Origin of the sequence: Aurantimonas sp., from assembly GCF_964217435.1 — a bacterium.
Classification (GTDB): domain Bacteria; phylum Pseudomonadota; class Alphaproteobacteria; order Rhizobiales; family Rhizobiaceae; genus Aurantimonas; species Aurantimonas coralicida.
Genome location: NZ_CAXPJM010000008.1, coordinates 15,387 through 31,328, shown reverse-complemented (window position 1 = coordinate 31,328; position 15,942 = coordinate 15,387). Strand labels below are relative to the sequence as shown.

Genomic DNA, 15,942 nt, shown 5'->3' with positions numbered 1-15,942 from the left:
GCCTGATCTGAGCGGGGCACGCAGGACACCCTGCCCCGCTGATTCAGGTAGATCACAGACTGGGTAGGAGGCAGCAGATGACAGCTCGCCCGCCCTGGGACACGCCCAACTCTCGCGTGTTGCAAGCTCCGTCCGGAAATCGGCGACCGCTTTCTGTAGCGCAACGACCTTTGCCTCCGATCCAGACTGGCCTCCCGAAGCTGCATCTCTCGGTGAGCCGCCTCCGCCAGCGCTGCCCGGAGGCTGATGCCCCGGTCAGGTTCACTTTCGTATAGCTCCTGCGTCCGGACGACCTCGGACTTGACGCCGAGATCGAACGCCTCGCGCTGTCGGATTATCTCTCCCGCTTCCGCTACAAGGGCCCGTCGCGACTGGACCCGGACGGGCATAAGAGAAGCTGAACGAGGTGTTGCGGTTTCAACGCCGACACTCAGGAGCTTTGCGGGGAGAGCTTTGGTGCCGTCAGCTCGCTCCCGAGGTGAAGAAACGCGGCCCGGGCTAATTCGGCAGGCCGGCGTCCCTTTCCGCAACGTCTTATCGGATGCTTGCTAAAGCTATACAATGCTGCGTACACTATCGCCATATAATTCCTCAGGGGAATACATACGCCGAATTCTACCGAGAGGCTGGCCCAAAATTTAAATATCCGTGTTCTCACCAAAGGACTACGAAGTTATGAATGTCGCCGCTTGGCTGGATGGCATCGGTCTCGGCCTTTATGCGGATTTGTTCGCTGAGAACGCAATTGACGACGATGTCCTGGGCGAACTGACGGAAGAGCACCTGAAGGAACTGCAGGTGCCGCTCGGCCACCGCCTCAAGCTGCTGAAGGCGATTGCCCAGCTGCATGGTGTCCCGCGGTCCGTCGCGTCTGCCGCCGAGGCGCATAATGGGCTGGAGCCCGCATCCGAGCCGTCAGCCGGTGTACCGTCCACCGAGGCGGCATCCGCCGCAGAGCGCCGGCACCTGACAGTGATGTTCTGCGATCTCGTCGGCTCGACGGCCTTATCCGCCGGGCTCGATCCAGAGGACATGCGGGATCTGATCCTCGCCTACCAGGACACGGTGGCCGGTGTCGTGGCCCGCTTCGAAGGCCACGTCGCCAAATTCGCGGGCGACGGCGTGGTGGCCTATTTCGGCTGGCCGCGCGCACATGAGGACGCTGCCGAACGGGCCGTGCGGGCGGCGCGCCTGATCGTCGAGGGCGTCGGCGAAATCCAAACCCCGTCTCTAAAGCCGCTGGCGGTGCGAGTGGGCATCGCCACAGGCCTTGTCGTGGTCGGCGATCTCGTCGGAGAGGGAGAAGCGCAGGAGCGCTCCGTCGTCGGTGACACGCCGAACCTGGCAGCGCGGCTGCAGGGGGTGGCGGAGCCGGGCGAAATTGTCATTGCCGCGAGCACGCGTCGGCTGATCGGCGATATCTTCAGCGTCGAGGATCTTGGCGTGAGCGTTTTCAAGGGGATCCCGCAACCGATGCACGCCTGGAAAGTGCTCGGCAAAGGTGACGCCGAAGGACGCTTCGAGGCTCTGCACGGCAAGTCGCTGGTGCCGCTCATCGGACGGGAGGAGGAAATCGATCTGTTGCTGCGGCGCTGGAGTCTTGCCAAGGCCGGCAGCGGACAGGTCGTCATGCTGACCGGCGAGCCCGGCATCGGCAAGTCGCGCTTGACCCAGGCGCTTCTCGAGCGCCTGAGCAGCGAAACCAAACGCGACGTGCGGATGTTCTGCTCGAACTACCACGCCAACAGCGCGCTGTTTCCCACGATCGAGCACTTCGAACGCGCCGCCCGCTGGCAGCCGGGCGAGACGCCCGAAGTCAGGCTCAGGAAGCTCGAGACCTTCGTCGAAGCCTCTGGCTGCGACCTTGCCGAAACCGTGCCGCTGGTCGCCGCGATGATGTCCGTGCCGACCGGAGACCGATACCGGCTACCCGAAGGCGATACGCGTATGCTGAAACGCGAGACGCTTGCCGCGCTGGTCCGTCTGATCGAAGGGTTCAGCAGCGACCGGCCGATCCTGATGATCGTCGAGGATGCCCACTGGCTGGATCCGACCTCGATCGAAATGTTCAACCTGGTCATCGAGCGGGCGCCGGAACTACGGCTGCTGCTGATTGTCACGTTCCGGCCGGAATTCACGAGCCACTGGGACGGTCAGGCGCATATCTCCTCGATCACGCTAAGCCGACTGGGGCGGACGGAAGGCACAGCCATCATCAACCGCGTCGCCGAGGGCAAGACGTTGCCGGCGGAGTTGGTCCAGCACATTCTATCGAAAACCGACGGTATCCCACTATTCGTCGAGGAATTGACCCGAACGGTGCTCGAAACCGGACTGCTGATCGACGCCGGCGATCACTATGATCTGAGCGAGCCGCTGTCGGCCTTCGCGATTCCAGACAGCCTGCAGGACTCGCTCATGGCGCGGCTCGACCGGCTGGCGCCGGCGCGCGACGTGGCCCAGATCGCCGCCTGCATCGGGCGGGTTTTCGACTACGCCCTGCTCGCTGCCGTCGCTGAGCCGAAGACCGCGCAGGAGCTCGACTCCGCCCTCGCCTCCCTGGCCGAGTCCGAGCTCATCTTCGCCTATGGCGTGCCGCCGGAATCGACCTACAAGTTCAAGCACGCGCTGGTCCAGGATGCTGCCTATCAGACTCTGCTGAAGAGCCGCCGGGTGTTCTATCATCTGCGCATCGCCCGGATGCTGGAGACGATATCGCCGGACATCGCCGCTGCCGATCCGGAAGTCCTGGCCCACCACTACACACGGGCGCGCCAGCCCGACAAGGCGATCTTCTATTGGGTGCGCGCCGGGCAGAAGGCGATGGCCGGATCGGGTAACCGCGAGGCGATCGATCATTTTACCAAAGCGCTCAAGCAGATCGACGCTCTGCCGCCCTCGCCGGAGCGCGATCACCAGGAACTGAAGATCCTGATCACGGTTGCCGTCCCGCTGGCCTCGGCCGAGGGATACGCGTCGAATCAACTGGAGCAGACTTACACACGGGCGCGCAAGCTGTGCGGCGGCATGGGAGAACCCCCCGATCTGTTTCCAGTGGTCTACGGCATGTGGCGCTTCTACCTGTTGCGGGCGAACTACCGGGAAGCGCTCGAATTGACGGACCAACTGTCGAACCTGGCGCGGCAATCCGATGATCTCGTGTTCGACATCGCCGCCAATCGCGCGATCGGCGCGACGCTGTTCTACATGGGCGAAATCGAACGGGCCAGGTTGCATTTGCAGCACGTCATCGACACCGAGGCGACGCCGCAGGCGCGCGCCCGGCTGCTGACCTTCGATGTCGTCGATCCCTGGGTCGCCTCGTATGCCTATGCCGGCTGGGCCGACTGGCTGCTCGGCTATCCCGACCGGGCGCGGCGCGAGAGCGAGTGCGCCATCGAAATCGCCCACGACATCGAGCACAAATTCAGCATCGCCCTGTCGAAAAGCTTCGCCGCTTGGACCTATCAGTTCTGCGGCGACCGCAAACGCACGGCCGAGTTGGCGGAAGAAGCGCTGAAATTTTCCAAGGACCGCGCTTTCCAGTTCTGGGTCGGCTGGACGGAAGTGCTGCTCGGCTGGGCTGCCTCGAACTCGCACGAGCCCGCGGCCACGTCGGAACGCATCCGCCGCGGCCTGACCCATTGGCAGGAAACCAATTCACGGCTGGGACTGAGCTATTTCCTCAGCCTGCTCGCGGAGGCGGACAAAGATCACGGCCAGACGGAGGCGGCGCTCCGCTCGATCGAGGAAGCGGTCGAGTTCATCGCTCGCACCGGGGAGCATTGGTGGGCGCCGGAAATCGAAAGGGTACACTGCCAGTTGCTACTGGACCGGTCGGACCTCGACAACGAGGCGGTCGTCGTGCGCCTGTCGGAGGCGATAGCCGACGCGAGATCGCGTAAGGCCCGCGCGCTCGAACTCCGCCTGGCACTGATGCTGGCACGACTGCAGATGCAAAGCCAAGACTTCGCCGGCGCGCGCGCCGCGCTCTCGGATGTCTTCGCAACATTCACCGAAGGCTTCGACACCGACGACCTTCGGTCCGCGCGCAGCCTGCTACGGGAAACCCAGGAAGGCGTATTGCCGGCGACGGCAGCGAATATCGGAGGGAGAAAGTGATGACAGAGTCCGGCGGCGTTCACCGCACCATGCCGACACCCGGCAATCCGCCGTTCTGGTACGGCACGTTTTCGGCCCTCTGGGTCTATTACGCCGTGCCGATCGCGGTCCTCGATCCGATCCTGGCGACCCAGTCGGCGAGCCTGAAGGCCTTCGCCTTCGACGACCTGGCGACCGACGAGCCGATGGGGATGATGAACATCAACTTCATGGCCTACAGTTCCGATTCCGGCGTCAACGATCCGCAGGCCTATGCCGACATCACCAAGCCGATCGCCTACGGCGACAAGCCACCGGCGAGCCTCGGCACCGAGCCGACGCATGAATGCGAGATCAACATCGTCTCATACGGCGCAGAGCGCCGCGCGCAGACGCCCTTCGGATTGAGCAGTTCGGATTTCATCCTCGGCCGCGACCACACCAAGACGATCGGCAACTACCGGCTGTGGGTGCCCTGCGACGACCGTATTGCGGTCTATTGGGGGATGCATAATTTCGGCGAAAACAAAGTGATGACCCACCCGTTTACCTACACGACCCCGGCGTTGAACAACCTCACATGTACCCGCTGGGACTTGACGATTCCGGCGCCGGTTACGGAACCGGCGGGGGGCAAGCTGTTCAGCCTCCAGATCGACGATCTCGACGGGCGCGCGGGTGTCGTCGCCTCCAACCAGTCGGAAATTCTCGACTTCAGCCTCTACCCGCATCGCGAGGAGGGCGTGGGCCAGCGCCTCGTCGGTTCGCGCAGGAACATCTTCGGAGCGTTCAGGTGCATGACCAGGACCGGCGGCGGCACCATGCCTACCCCGGATTTCGACATCGGGTCCTCCAGTCACGGGATTGTCAGGGATCTCAAGAAAGTCTTCAGCGCCAAGCGAGAGACGTGCGGCGTGATGACCTACGCGACGCCGCCCGCGATCGCCGAAAGCTCGCTTTACTACGCCGACATCTGATCGACACAGCCAAGGCGCCGAGCCATGCAGATTTCCAAAGCGGGGTATATCGCCGGAGCCGCGATCCTGGTCGCGGCGGCGGCGGCGGGGTTCGGGTTGTTCGCGGGGAGTCCGAGCGCGCCGGACTCGATGCTGGACGGCGCGGTGGCGCTGAGTAGCCGCGTCCCCGCCGATGTGGCCGCCGAAAATCCGGTGGGCGACCATTCCTACTACGACACCTTTTCCTGGAAGAGCTTCGTCTCGCTCAACTGGCCGGTGCGAGCCGACGGCCGGGCTGACGCGCAAACGATCGGCGCGAACGGCGACAACGCCACCGTCTGGGGCACCTGGATGGAGGATTACCGGATCCTGGTCGCGGACGGCGAGACGCCGCCCGCCTGGGGCACTCCGCAGGTCCCTCCGCCGGCCTGCCAGGCCATCGGGGCCGCCGAAACGGCGCGCGTGCTGTATCGCGCCACCAAGGCGGAAGGCGTTGTGTCGAGTTCGGTCCAGGCCCAGGCCGGGCCGCTGATCGATCTGAACGCCAGCTACGTGCGTTACGAGATCGTCGTCAACCGGCTGATGTACGACTATATCGTCGACAACCGGCTGTACACGCAGGCCGGACTGAAAGCGTTCGGCACCATCGACTTCCCGGCCCGGTCGCGCGCCATGGGCGCGGAAGGCGCTACCATGGTCAAGGCGGCGTGGAAACCGCTCGGTGACGGCGACGATCCGGCGCGCTTCCACACCATCGACGCCTATGTCGTCAGCGGCGACCAGTGCACCCGCATGCGGCTTGGCCTGGTCGGCATGCACATTTCGACCAAGACCGAATCCGCACCGCAATGGATCTGGTCAACTTTCGAGCATGTCGACAACGCGCCCGACGCCGGCGCCGAAAAGACCGGACACTACAATTTCTACGATCCCGACTGTCTGCAGAGCGGATCGGGGGAGTCCTGCACCCCGAACGCGCTGCCGGACACACCTTGGGACCCGACACGCCCGGGCCAGGTTCCGGTCCAGGTGGTGCGCGTGACCCCGGTGGATGCCGAGACCGCCGCCCTCAACGCCAAATTCCAGGCCGAGCTGAAAAAAGCAAACCCAGATACGGTCTGGGCCAACTACATGCTGATCGGCACCCAGTACCCGCAGAAACCGACCGACACCACCGACCCGACCGGCCGGCCGTTTCCGCCGTATCTCGCCAACACTGCCATCGAGACCTTCATGCAGGGCGACACGCCGATGGTGTCGTCGAGTTGTATCGGCTGCCACAACCGCGCCACCGCGACGCCCGCGGCGAAGCTCTCAGACTTCACCTACATCCTGTCGCGCGTCATGGCGAAGGAGTGAGCGATGACCACCGCCCCGCCCAAGGAATTCTTCGCGCTGTCCAGCCTGCTGACCGGATTCTCCGAACAGACGCTGCAGTTCGCGCAGCAATCGGCGGATTTCTACGGCGAGTTCGTCAGGATCTACGGCAGCGCCGCCGACGATCTCCTGGGCCTCTACCGGACGGGTCTCGCAAGCGGCCAAACGCCCGACGACATCGCCCGAGGCATCCTGGACGATGAGGCGGACAAGGCCGTGGCCGACACCGCCCGAGCGTTGATCTTGTTCTGGTACCTGGGTCAGATCGCACCGCCGGGCGGCGATGCCGCGATCCCGTCGGCCAACATTTATGCCGAGGGCTTGGCGTGGCGGGCGATCCAGGCCCATCCCACCGGAGTCAGCCACCAGAAATTCGGCTACTGGGCTACGCTTCCCGCGCCCCTCGACGACTTTCTGTAGGAGCCCGCCATGCCCGCGAACGCGACTTACGACGTGGTCATCGTCGGTGCCGGCATCGCCGGCGCGATCATGGCCAAGGAACTCGGGACGCAGGGCAAGCGCGTGCTCATTCTGGAATCCGGTCCCCTTGATCGCGACAATCGCAAGGCGTTTCACGGCACCTATCTGACGGCGACCGGCAAGCTGCCGGAGACCCCGTACCCGCCCTATGCCGATGATCCGGCGTCCGAAGCGGCCCCGCGCGCGACGACGGCGATGACCTTCGGCTGGCCGACACTGAATGACAAAGACAGGCCGAAGCGGATCGCCGCCCTCAACCAGAAAAGCTACCTGACCTATCCGGTCAGCTCGGACCTGCCGTTCCTGTCGACCTACGAACGGCTGGCCGGTGGCACCACCTGGCACTGGCTGGGAACGTGCCTGCGCCTCGTGCCCAACGATTTCCGGATGAAGTCGGCCTATGGCGTGCTGGTCGACTGGCCGCTCGATATCGCCGATCTGTTCGACGACTACGCCAGGGCGGAGGACGAGATTGGCGTCTCTGCCGACATCGCCGACCAGCGCGCGCTGCAGCCCTATCTCGGCGAGCAGTTTCCGCCCGGCTATGAATATCCGATGGCGCGTATTCCGCAGAGCGTCTCCGACACCCGGCTGGGCGAGGATATCGCCGGCCTGACAGTCGACGGTCAGCCGCTCGAAATGACCTGCACCCCGCAGGGGCGCAACTCGCAGTATCGCAACGACCGGCCTGCCTGCCAGGGCAATTCCAGCTGCATCCCGATCTGCCCGATCCAAGCCAAGTACGACGCACAGGTAACGCTGCGCGCGGCCGAGGCGACCCAGAACGTGACGACGCTCACCCAGGCGGTCGCCTGCGATCTGACGGTCGGCGCCGACGGCCGTATTTCTAGCGTCAGCTACCTGAAATATACCGGCGAGCCGGGAAACTATGCCGTGAGCCGCGAGCAGGCGACGGCGAAGATCGTCGTTCTGGCGGCTCATGCCGTGGAAACGGTGAAATTGCTGCTGATGTCGAACGGCCGTCGCGGCGTCGCCAATTCGTCCGGCCAGGTCGGCCGCAACCTGATGGATCACCTGTGCTATCTCGGATGGGGACTGAGCACGCGGCAATATTTCCCCTATCGCGGTCCGCGCAGCGGCTCCGGCGTCGAGAGCCTGCGCGACGGACCGTTCCGCAAGGAGCGCTCGGCCTGGCGGATCGATGTCGGCAATGTCGGCTGGGAATGGGCCGACGACGATCCTGCGACCTCGCTCCGGGACTTCGTCCACGGCAGCAACAAGTCACAGCTCAACCCGGACCGCGACAAGCTCTACGGGCGGGCGCTGATCGACCGGCTGAACGACTTCAACACCCGGATGGTCCGGCTGTGCTATCTGGTCGAGCAGGAGCCGCAAGAGACCAATCGTATCACCCTGTCGGCCCGCTACACCGATGGACTCGGCCTGCCGCGGCCGGAGGTCAACTATTCGATTTCACACAGCGAGTACACGCTGCGCGGCTTGGTCTCGGCACAAATTACGACCGAGAGGATCTTCAGGCAGATCGGGAAAAATTACACCCGCTTCATCGATGATGTCGGCCTTCCTGCAGTCGCGTTCGACATGGATGGGAAGCACTACGACATCAACTTGTACGGCGCCGGCCACATCATGGGCACATACCGGATGGGCGCGACGGCGGCCGACTCGGTGGTCGGTTCCAATCTGCGCAGTTGGGACCATAAGAACCTCTACCTGCTCGGCAGCGGCACCTTTCCCACCGTCGGTACCGGCAACCCGACGCTGACCATCGCCGCCCTGACCTATCGGGCGTCGCGCTCGGTGCTGAAGGATCTCGCCGGCCTGTAGCCGGAGCGGCAACCGAAGCGGATCCCGACGCGCTCTACGCCGCGGACGACGGCACGCAGCAGCCGCAATTCGCGGGCTCCTGCTTCAGTTGGTACAGCGCCGATTCCGCTTCGAAGCCGATGCCCGGGATCGATGGCAAGCCGACGTAACCATCCGCCAGGGCACTACCCATCGGCGAAGTCGCGGAAACACGGTAGGTTGGCTTTCATCGCTGCCAAGATGCAGACCCGCCGTGATGTTCAACGACATTTGGCGGCCGCCATGCGGCACCACGCGGCGCAAGGATAAGCCAAGCTGGCGCATCACATCGAGCCTGCGCAAATACTCGATGAGGCCGTAGGATACCGCAGGTGGAACCGGACATGTGATGGCGAGCGCCATCCCCGCGCGAAGGCATCGCGCTGGGGTTGCTGTCAGGGCGAAGCCGGGACGGCAGCAGCCATGATAACGCGCCGCCCGGGCCTGCCGTGGATCATCAACCACAAATCGTTCGCGAGGACGGGTCAGTCGGCCGGCGCCTTCGTTGCGAGAAGCGTCGCCAGTGCATCGACGCTGTCCGCCTCGCCGAGGCCGTCGACCGCCTGCAGGAGAGCGCCCGACAGGTCGCCGCCGAGGAGCGTCGCGGATTTTGCGGCAAGCCGGGTCTCGATGGTGTCCGGATCGGCGGCGGCCAGGAGGTCGTGGCGGGCGGTCAGTTGCCGGCCGTCTTTCGTTTCTAGGGACACGCGGGACTGCGTGTCGGTCAGTGACGCATCCGCCTCGACCGTGACCCGGTCGCGCAGGGCCACGAGATCGGGGCGCACGCAGTTGGCTGCGTCGTAGACGGCGAGATCCGCCGTATCGAGCCCGTGAAGGGCCATGGCGGTAACGAGGCGATAGCTGAACTTCGCTTCCAGACCCGTCGCCGGTTCCGGCTTGTTGCAGACGTCGAACCAGCGCGGGTTGGTGCAGATCGTCACGCTGCGAATGGCCTCGGATGTCAGGCCGTCGTCCCGCAGGCTTTGCAGTGCCTCGAGCGTCGCGTGAAGGCCGTGGCAGCAGGCGTGGAACTTGTAGGAAATGTCGGGAAAGACCCAGGTCTCGCCGAGCCCGTCGAAGGCGGCCATGTGTCCGCTTCCTGCATGGGTCGGCCCGAAACCCTGGCGGTCCTCGAACCCGTTCGGATTGGAGGCGACGCCGGCCCGCGCGAGGAGCGCGCAGGTCACGCCGGCCTCGGCGGCAAAGCCCGCGTTGAGCGGTTTCGCCATCGTCCCCATCTGGCTCTTCAGCCCCGATGCGCGTGTCGTCGCGAGGCCCAGTGCGAAGATCATCGCGGCCTCGTCGAGCCCGGCAAGGCGCCCGGCCGCCGCGGTTGCGCCGAAGGCGCCGGCGGTGCCGGTCTGGTGGAAGCCGGCCTCGTAATGCGACCGGCCCAGCCAGTCGCCCACCCGGCAGGTCGCCTCGAGCCCGACGACCAGCGCGTCGAGAAAGGCCTGGCCGGACGAACCTTCCATCTCTGCCATCGCAAGGGCTGCCGACATCACGACGACGCTCGGATGGCCGATATGGAGGAAATGCGTGTCGTCGTAATCCAGCGCGTGGCTGGTCGTGCCATTGGCGAGCGCCGCCGCGCGCGGCGTCGCCGTCCCGCCGCCGATGAGGCTTGCGCCGGCACCTGCTTCACTCGCCGCCATGCGCCGCGCCGCGATCGCCACCGGCTCGCTGCGCCCGGCCAGTCCCGCCGTCGCCCAGTCGAGGAGCGACAGCCGGGCGAAGCGGCGGGCCGCCGGCGAGCCGGGATTTTCGGCGAGCGCGAAACGGGCGAGACGGGCGGCGATCGACATCAATAGCTCCGCGGCATGCCGAGAACGTGCTCGGCGAGGTAGGAGAGGATGAGATTGGTGGAGATCGGCGCCACCTGGTAGAGGCGCGTCTCGCGGAACTTGCGCTCCACGTCGTATTCCTCGGCAAAGCCGAAGCCGCCATGGGTCTGGACGCAGGCCTCGGCCGCCTCCCAGCTCGCCTCGGCGGCCAGCATCTTGGCCATGTTCGCCTCGGCGCCGGGATTCTCGTTCGCCTCATAAAGCCTTATCGCCTCGTGCAGCATCAGCTCGGCCGCCCGCATGCGGGCATAGGCCTTGGCAATCGGGAACTGGAGGCCCTGGTTCTGGCCGATCGGCCGGCCGAAGACGACCCGCTCGCCGGCATAGGCGGCGGCCTTGTCGATGAACCATTTGGCGTCGCCGATACATTCGGCGGCGATCAGGATCCGCTCGGCATTCATGCCCGAGAGGATGTAGCGGAACCCCTTCCCTTCCTCGCCGATCATGTTGGCGGCCGGCACCGGCACGTCGTCGAAGAAGAGCTCCGTCGTGGCGTGGTTCATCATCGTGCGGATCGGCCGGATGGTCAGGCCGTTCGCCTTGGCCTCGGGCATGTCGACGAGAAAGACCGACAGTCCTTGCGTCTTCTTCTCGACCTGGTCCAGCGGCGTCGTGCGGCAGAGCAGGATCATCAGGTCGGAATGCTCGGACCGCGAGATCCAGATCTTCTGGCCGTTGATCCTATAGACGTCGCCGTCGCGGCGGGCGGTGGTGCGCAGCGAGCCGGTGTCGGTGCCGCTGGTGGGCTCGGTGACGCCGAAGGACTGCAGCCGCAGCGTCCCCTCGGCGATCTGCGGCAGATAGGCCTGCTTCTGGGCGTCCGAGCCATGCCGCAGCAGCGTGCCCATCGTGTACATCTGCGCGTGGCAGGCGCCAGCATTGCCGCCCTGACGGTGGATTTCCTCGAGGATCACCGCGGCGGCCGAAAGCGGCAGCCCCGATCCGCCGAATTCTTCCGGGATCAGCGCCGAGAGGAAACCGGCCTCGGTCAGCGCCTTCACGAAATCGGTCGGATAGGCGCGGCGCTCGTCCAGCTCGCGCCAGTAGCTGCCCGGGAAATCCTGGCAGAGCCGGCCTACCGCTTCGCGGATCTCGTCATGGGTGTCGATCGTGGTCATGCTGCGCTCCTGTGCTCGGGACAGCATAGCGTCCGGCGCGGAAACCGGCAGATCGCGCCGGCGATGGAGGCGATAGCCCCCTCCTATGGAGGCCGCACGATCGTCTGCGATAGAGGCTTGCCGCTTCCAGTTCTGATCGAACCGGCTGAATCACTTTCGCAAGGGTTGGCGACAAGCCCCTGACGTCACTCACGATGGAGGGACCGCGCCAGCTGCCCGGCCGTCAGCGGGTGGATAGGGCCGGACTATCGGGTCGATAGACGTCCAGCCCGTTCCGAAGGGCGGTTCGGCTAGGTAGGATCGGCCTTCGGATGCAGCCGCGTCATGCCAGCGGCCCGCCCTGCCCGCCAATGTCGAGACGAGACCTTTCATGCGTGATCCCGCCACTGCCCGCAGCTTCCTCTTCGTCCCGGCGACCCGCCCCGAGCGGATAACCAAGGCGTTCGCCTCGGGGGCCGATGCGGTCATCGTCGATCTCGAGGATGCGGTCGCACCGGCGGATAAGGAGGCGGCGCGGGCCGGCCTGCTCGCCGCGCTCGCCGCCGACGCCGGGGTGTTCGTGCGGATCAATGCCGCCGGCACGCCATGGCATGATGCCGACATGAAGTGTCTCGACCATCCGGGCATTGCCGGCGTCATGCTGGCCAAGGCCGAAACGGCGGATGACGTCGCCCGGATGCCGAAGCCGGTCATTCCACTGATCGAGACCGCGCGCGGCCTCGCGGCAGCGCGCACAATTGCAGAAATCCCCGGGGTCGTGCGCCTGGCTTTCGGCACCATCGACTTCATGCTCGATCTCGACCTGCCCGAGGACGCAGAGGCGATGGCGATCTACCGCGCCGAACTGGCGCTGGCCTCCCGGCTCGCCGGCCTTGCTCCCCCTATCGACGGAGTGACCCCGGCAATCGACAATATCGACCGCGTCATCGCGGAAACCCGCCGGGCCCTTGCCTTCGGTTTCGGTGCGCGGCTCTGCATTCACCCGGCGCAGATCGGTCCCGTCCACGACGCGATGCGGCCCGGTGACGACGCAATCCACCGGGCGCGCCGCATCGTTGCGGCGGCGGAGGCGGCCGGCGGCGGGGCGATCCAGCTCGACGGCGCCATGCTGGACCGGCCACTGGTCGCCCAGGCCGAGGCCCTTCTCGCCCGCGCCGGAGAGCAATAGGGCCGTTGGAAGGCCGTTGGTCAGGCGGTTTCGAGCGTCGCCTGCATGGAGATCACGCCGTCGGAGCGCTCGATGCGCCCCTCGCCGCCCGTACCGGCGGCCGGGTGAACCAGCCGGATCGGCGTCGTGTCGAAGACCGGCGCCAGCGCCCGGAAGGCAAAACGGCGGACGGACGCGGTGCCCGCCATGGCGTCGCAGAGCTTCGTTGCCATCAGCGGGCCGTGGACGATCAGCCCCGGATAACCCTCGACCTCGCGGCAGAAGTTCCGGTCCCAGTGAATCCGGTGGCCGTTATGGGTGAGCGCCGAATAGAAGAACAGCTCCATGTCCGGGTGGACGACATAGCCGTCCGGCACCGGATCGCCCGGCGCGCGCAGCGCCTTTTCCGGCAAGCCGCGGTCGCGATAGACGATGGTCTGCCGTTCGGCGACCCCGAGCCCGCCATCCTGTTCGATCGCATGGTCGACGGTCACGAAGCAGAGGTCGCCGGTCCGCCCGCTCTTGAAGGCGACATCCGTGATGGTCGAGCGCCGCGTCGCCGGCACGCCGATGCGCAGGGGACGATGCACCGTCACGTCGCCGGCCGCCCACATGCGGCGGTGGAACGGCGCCGGCGGCAGGAACAGGCCCAGCCGCTCATGGCCGTCCTCGCCCTGGTTCGAAATGGGAAAGCCGTGGTTGAAATAGGCCCAGTGCCAGGTCGCCGGCAGTTCGGCCTCCGGCGCCGCGACGCCAAGGACATGCGCCTGCTTCGCCGCCGTCTCGGGCGCCATGCTGTCGGTCGCTTCACGCTGGCGCCCGACATAGGCCATGCATTCCCTGCGGATCCCCTCGTCCATCGATCGTCTGCCTTTCCTTGCCGCCGGACCGCCAGCGCGACTTGCGCAAACCGGTGATCTTCCGCCCTGACGGTGTATTGAGGGGATCGCCCCTATGAGGGCGCAAACTATTGCGCGGTGGGGAGCGCCGTCCAATAGGCCGTCTTCGCGGCTGTCATAGGCTCGCGCTCTGACTGTCGGGGAACTCGGCCTGCCAGATCCGGCGTCGCACCAGATCCTCGATGACCCGGATGCAGTGGGTTTCGATGGCCCGGGTTGCCGCCGAGACGGGCCGCCTGGCCGAGCGCACCAGATAGACTGGGCGGCGCATGCGGGGCGAGACGATCTGGCTGCCCAGCAGCCGGCCGGTCTCGGCCAGATCGTGCACCGCCGCCGGCGACAGGATGGTGTGCCCGCTGCCGCGGGCGACCAGCGCCTTGATCTGCTGCAGCGAATCCATCTCGGTGACGACCCGCGTCTGCAGCCGCTCGGCCTTGACCACCCGGTCGATCAGTCGCCGCAGGCCGTGACGTTGCGACGGCAGGACCAGGTCGAGCGCCATCACCTCGGCCAGCGGCACCGGAACGCCGGGCGGCGTCGCAAAGGGCCAGTCGTCCGGTGCGGCGTAGAACCAGAGATCCTCCATCAGGATCAGCCGCGAAGGGCAATCGCCGATCCCGTCCTGGTCGTAGAGCAGTGCCAGGTCGATCTCCCCGCTGGTGACGAGTTCGCGGATATGACCGCTCATCGCCTCGGTGGCGCAGAAGCGCACCTGCGGCATCTCCACCCGCACCGTCTCGGCGAGGGGGATCGACAGCGCCATGGACACCGAGGCCGGCATGCCGAACTCGACCCGGCCCGACGGTTCCGCTCCGATCGCCCGCACCGCGTCCTCGGCCTCAGCCATCAGGCTGCCGATCCGGCAGGAATGGTCGTAGAGCACCTGCCCCGCCTCGGTCGGCACCACGCCCCGCGCGGTCCGCGACAGGAGTTCGGTGCCCAGATGGGTTTCCAGATTGCGGGTCTGCTGCGACAGCGACGGCTGGGCGATGCCGAGCACCCGCGCGGCCGCGCTCATCGATCCGCTGTCGACGATCTGGCGGAAATAGGCGAGCTGGCGTGAGTCCAAGGAAGGCTCCGGGAAATAGGAACATCCTATTGGTAGCGCCCGCGCGCACGATCTGTACAGGCCCGCTTCCGCCGGCCGCCTCGCTGCTCTCTAATGAGCGCCATGCGAAACCACGACCTCTTCTCCCTCGCGCTCTTCGTGAACATCTGCGAGACGCGCAGCATCAGCCGGGCCGCCGAGCGGATGAACATCGTCGCCTCGGCCGCCAGCCGGCGCGTCGGCCTCCTGGAGCACGAGGCTGGCCTGCCGTTGCTGCTGCGCCGGCCGCATGGGGTGGAGCCGACCGCCGCCGGCATGATCGTGCTGCGCTATGCCCGCGACGTCATGCATCTCGGCCAGCAGGTGGAGGCGGCGCTGGAGGATCACCGCTCCGGGGCGAGCGGCATCGTCCGCGTCTTCGCCTCCAGCTCGGTGCTGGTGGAGTGCCTCGCCTCGCATCTGGCGGAATTCGCCAAGGCGCATCCCGGCATCAAGATCGATCTGGAGGAGCGGCCGACCAGCGACACGCTGCAGGCGCTCTATCACAAGCAGGCGGATGTCGGCGTCGTGGTGGCCGGCAGCGAGATGTCGGGTCTGGCCAGCTATCCCTATGCCAGCGACATGTTGGCCGTCGCCGTGCCCTGCGACCATCGGCTTGCCGCCGCGCGCCGGCTGAGATTCGACGAGCTCTTCGAGGACGATCACATCGCCCTGGAGCCCGGCACGGCCGTGCATCGCCTTCTGTCCGAGCAGTCGCGGGTGCACGGCCGGGCGCCCCGGGTGCGGGTCCAGGTCCGCAGCTTCGAGGTGATGTGCCAGATGATCGGGCGCGGGCTCGGCATCGGCATCATGCCCCGTCGGGCGATCGGACCGCTGGCGGCAGCGCTGCGGCTGTCGCTGGTGCCGCTCGACGAGCCCTGGGCGCAGCGCCGTTTCACCATCTGCGCCCAGCCCTCCGACACGCCCAATGCGTCGACCCAGCGCCTGATCGCCTTTTTGCGCGAGCGCGCCTCGACCGCCGGTTAATCGGCCTTCCGGGAAGTCGCGACCAGAACGAAAGCAACCCGCACCCCCGGTTTCACCAAATTCGAAACCAGACGACGCTGAATTCTCATTCCCCGAACCAGATTTCGCACATAGGCTGA

General features: G+C 66.1%; 11 protein-coding genes. 7 read left to right on the top strand and 4 right to left on the bottom strand.

All coding sequences use genetic code 11. From position 1 onward, the window contains the following. Positions 1 to 675: 675 nt before the first annotated feature. From ACEQX1_RS03295 to ACEQX1_RS03275, 5 genes are read left to right on the top strand one after another with little or no spacing between them, the layout of a single operon-like run. Positions 676 to 4,122, top strand: a complete 3,447-nt coding sequence (locus tag ACEQX1_RS03295; RefSeq protein WP_370194433.1) for an AAA family ATPase — start codon at positions 676 to 678, stop codon at positions 4,120 to 4,122. After that, the gene (locus ACEQX1_RS03290) at positions 4,122 to 5,078 is read left to right on the top strand and encodes a hypothetical protein (RefSeq protein ID WP_370194434.1); all 957 of its coding nucleotides are present in this window, start codon (positions 4,122 to 4,124) and stop codon (positions 5,076 to 5,078) included. Before ACEQX1_RS03295 ends, ACEQX1_RS03290 begins: the two co-directional genes overlap by 1 nt. A gap of 24 nt (positions 5,079 to 5,102) precedes the next feature. Then, positions 5,103 to 6,416: a hypothetical protein gene (locus tag ACEQX1_RS03285; RefSeq protein WP_370196508.1), complete on the top strand. Its 1,314-nt coding sequence runs from the start codon at positions 5,103 to 5,105 to the stop codon at positions 6,414 to 6,416. A 3-nt stretch (positions 6,417 to 6,419) separates the two neighbouring features. Further along, complete coding sequence (locus ACEQX1_RS03280) at positions 6,420 to 6,854, top strand: hypothetical protein (RefSeq protein WP_370196507.1); 435 nt, start codon at positions 6,420 to 6,422, stop codon at positions 6,852 to 6,854. Between the two features lie 9 nt (positions 6,855 to 6,863). Continuing rightward, on the top strand, positions 6,864 to 8,723 hold the full coding sequence (locus ACEQX1_RS03275; protein ID WP_370194437.1) for a GMC family oxidoreductase: 1,860 nt from the start codon (positions 6,864 to 6,866) through the stop codon (positions 8,721 to 8,723). Between the two features lie 503 nt (positions 8,724 to 9,226). Here ACEQX1_RS03275 and ACEQX1_RS03270 read toward each other — a convergent pair. Together ACEQX1_RS03270 and ACEQX1_RS03265 are read right to left on the bottom strand one after the other, a co-directional pair. Continuing rightward, positions 9,227 to 10,546: an MmgE/PrpD family protein gene (locus tag ACEQX1_RS03270; protein ID WP_370194438.1), complete on the bottom strand. Its 1,320-nt coding sequence runs from the start codon at positions 10,544 to 10,546 to the stop codon at positions 9,227 to 9,229. Beyond that, the gene (locus ACEQX1_RS03265; protein WP_370196506.1) at positions 10,546 to 11,703 is read right to left on the bottom strand and encodes an acyl-CoA dehydrogenase family protein; all 1,158 of its coding nucleotides are present in this window, start codon (positions 11,701 to 11,703) and stop codon (positions 10,546 to 10,548) included. Before ACEQX1_RS03265 ends, ACEQX1_RS03270 begins: the two co-directional genes overlap by 1 nt. 370 nt (positions 11,704 to 12,073) lie before the next feature. Between ACEQX1_RS03265 and ACEQX1_RS03260 the strand changes: the two genes are divergently transcribed. After that, entirely contained in the window at positions 12,074 to 12,871 is a 798-nt protein-coding gene (locus ACEQX1_RS03260) for a CoA ester lyase (protein WP_370194439.1), read from the top strand. 20 nt (positions 12,872 to 12,891) lie between these two features. Here the strand turns inward: ACEQX1_RS03260 and ACEQX1_RS03255 are convergent, their stop codons facing one another. Both ACEQX1_RS03255 and ACEQX1_RS03250 read right to left on the bottom strand, forming a co-directional pair. Beyond that, a complete protein-coding gene (locus tag ACEQX1_RS03255; protein ID WP_370194440.1) occupies positions 12,892 to 13,710 on the bottom strand; it encodes a MaoC family dehydratase N-terminal domain-containing protein in 819 nt (272 codons plus the stop codon). Between the two features lie 154 nt (positions 13,711 to 13,864). Further along, positions 13,865 to 14,818 carry a LysR substrate-binding domain-containing protein gene (locus ACEQX1_RS03250; RefSeq protein ID WP_370194441.1) on the bottom strand — a complete coding sequence of 318 codons (954 nt, stop codon included), beginning with the start codon at positions 14,816 to 14,818 and terminating at the stop codon, positions 13,865 to 13,867. A gap of 102 nt (positions 14,819 to 14,920) precedes the next feature. On the opposite strand from ACEQX1_RS03250, the gene ACEQX1_RS03245 reads away from it, so the two are divergent. Continuing rightward, positions 14,921 to 15,823: a LysR family transcriptional regulator gene (locus ACEQX1_RS03245; protein ID WP_188076903.1), complete on the top strand. Its 903-nt coding sequence runs from the start codon at positions 14,921 to 14,923 to the stop codon at positions 15,821 to 15,823. The last annotated feature ends 119 nt before the right edge of the window (positions 15,824 to 15,942 follow it).

Bases quoted from the DNA above. Each gene is read 5' to 3' on its own strand.
- ACEQX1_RS03295 (WP_370194433.1), top strand. From the start codon at position 676: ATGAATGTCGCCGCTTGGCTGGATGGCATCGGTCTCGGCCTTTATGCG.
- ACEQX1_RS03290 (WP_370194434.1), top strand. From the start codon at position 4,122: ATGACAGAGTCCGGCGGCGTTCACCGCACCATGCCGACACCCGGCAAT.
- ACEQX1_RS03285 (WP_370196508.1), top strand. From the start codon at position 5,103: ATGCAGATTTCCAAAGCGGGGTATATCGCCGGAGCCGCGATCCTGGTC.
- ACEQX1_RS03280 (WP_370196507.1), top strand. From the start codon at position 6,420: ATGACCACCGCCCCGCCCAAGGAATTCTTCGCGCTGTCCAGCCTGCTG.
- ACEQX1_RS03275 (WP_370194437.1), top strand. From the start codon at position 6,864: ATGCCCGCGAACGCGACTTACGACGTGGTCATCGTCGGTGCCGGCATC.
- ACEQX1_RS03270 (WP_370194438.1), bottom strand. From the start codon at position 10,546: ATGTCGATCGCCGCCCGTCTCGCCCGTTTCGCGCTCGCCGAAAATCCC.
- ACEQX1_RS03265 (WP_370196506.1), bottom strand. From the start codon at position 11,703: ATGACCACGATCGACACCCATGACGAGATCCGCGAAGCGGTAGGCCGG.
- ACEQX1_RS03260 (WP_370194439.1), top strand. From the start codon at position 12,074: ATGCGTGATCCCGCCACTGCCCGCAGCTTCCTCTTCGTCCCGGCGACC.
- ACEQX1_RS03255 (WP_370194440.1), bottom strand. From the start codon at position 13,710: ATGGACGAGGGGATCCGCAGGGAATGCATGGCCTATGTCGGGCGCCAG.
- ACEQX1_RS03245 (WP_188076903.1), top strand. From the start codon at position 14,921: ATGCGAAACCACGACCTCTTCTCCCTCGCGCTCTTCGTGAACATCTGC.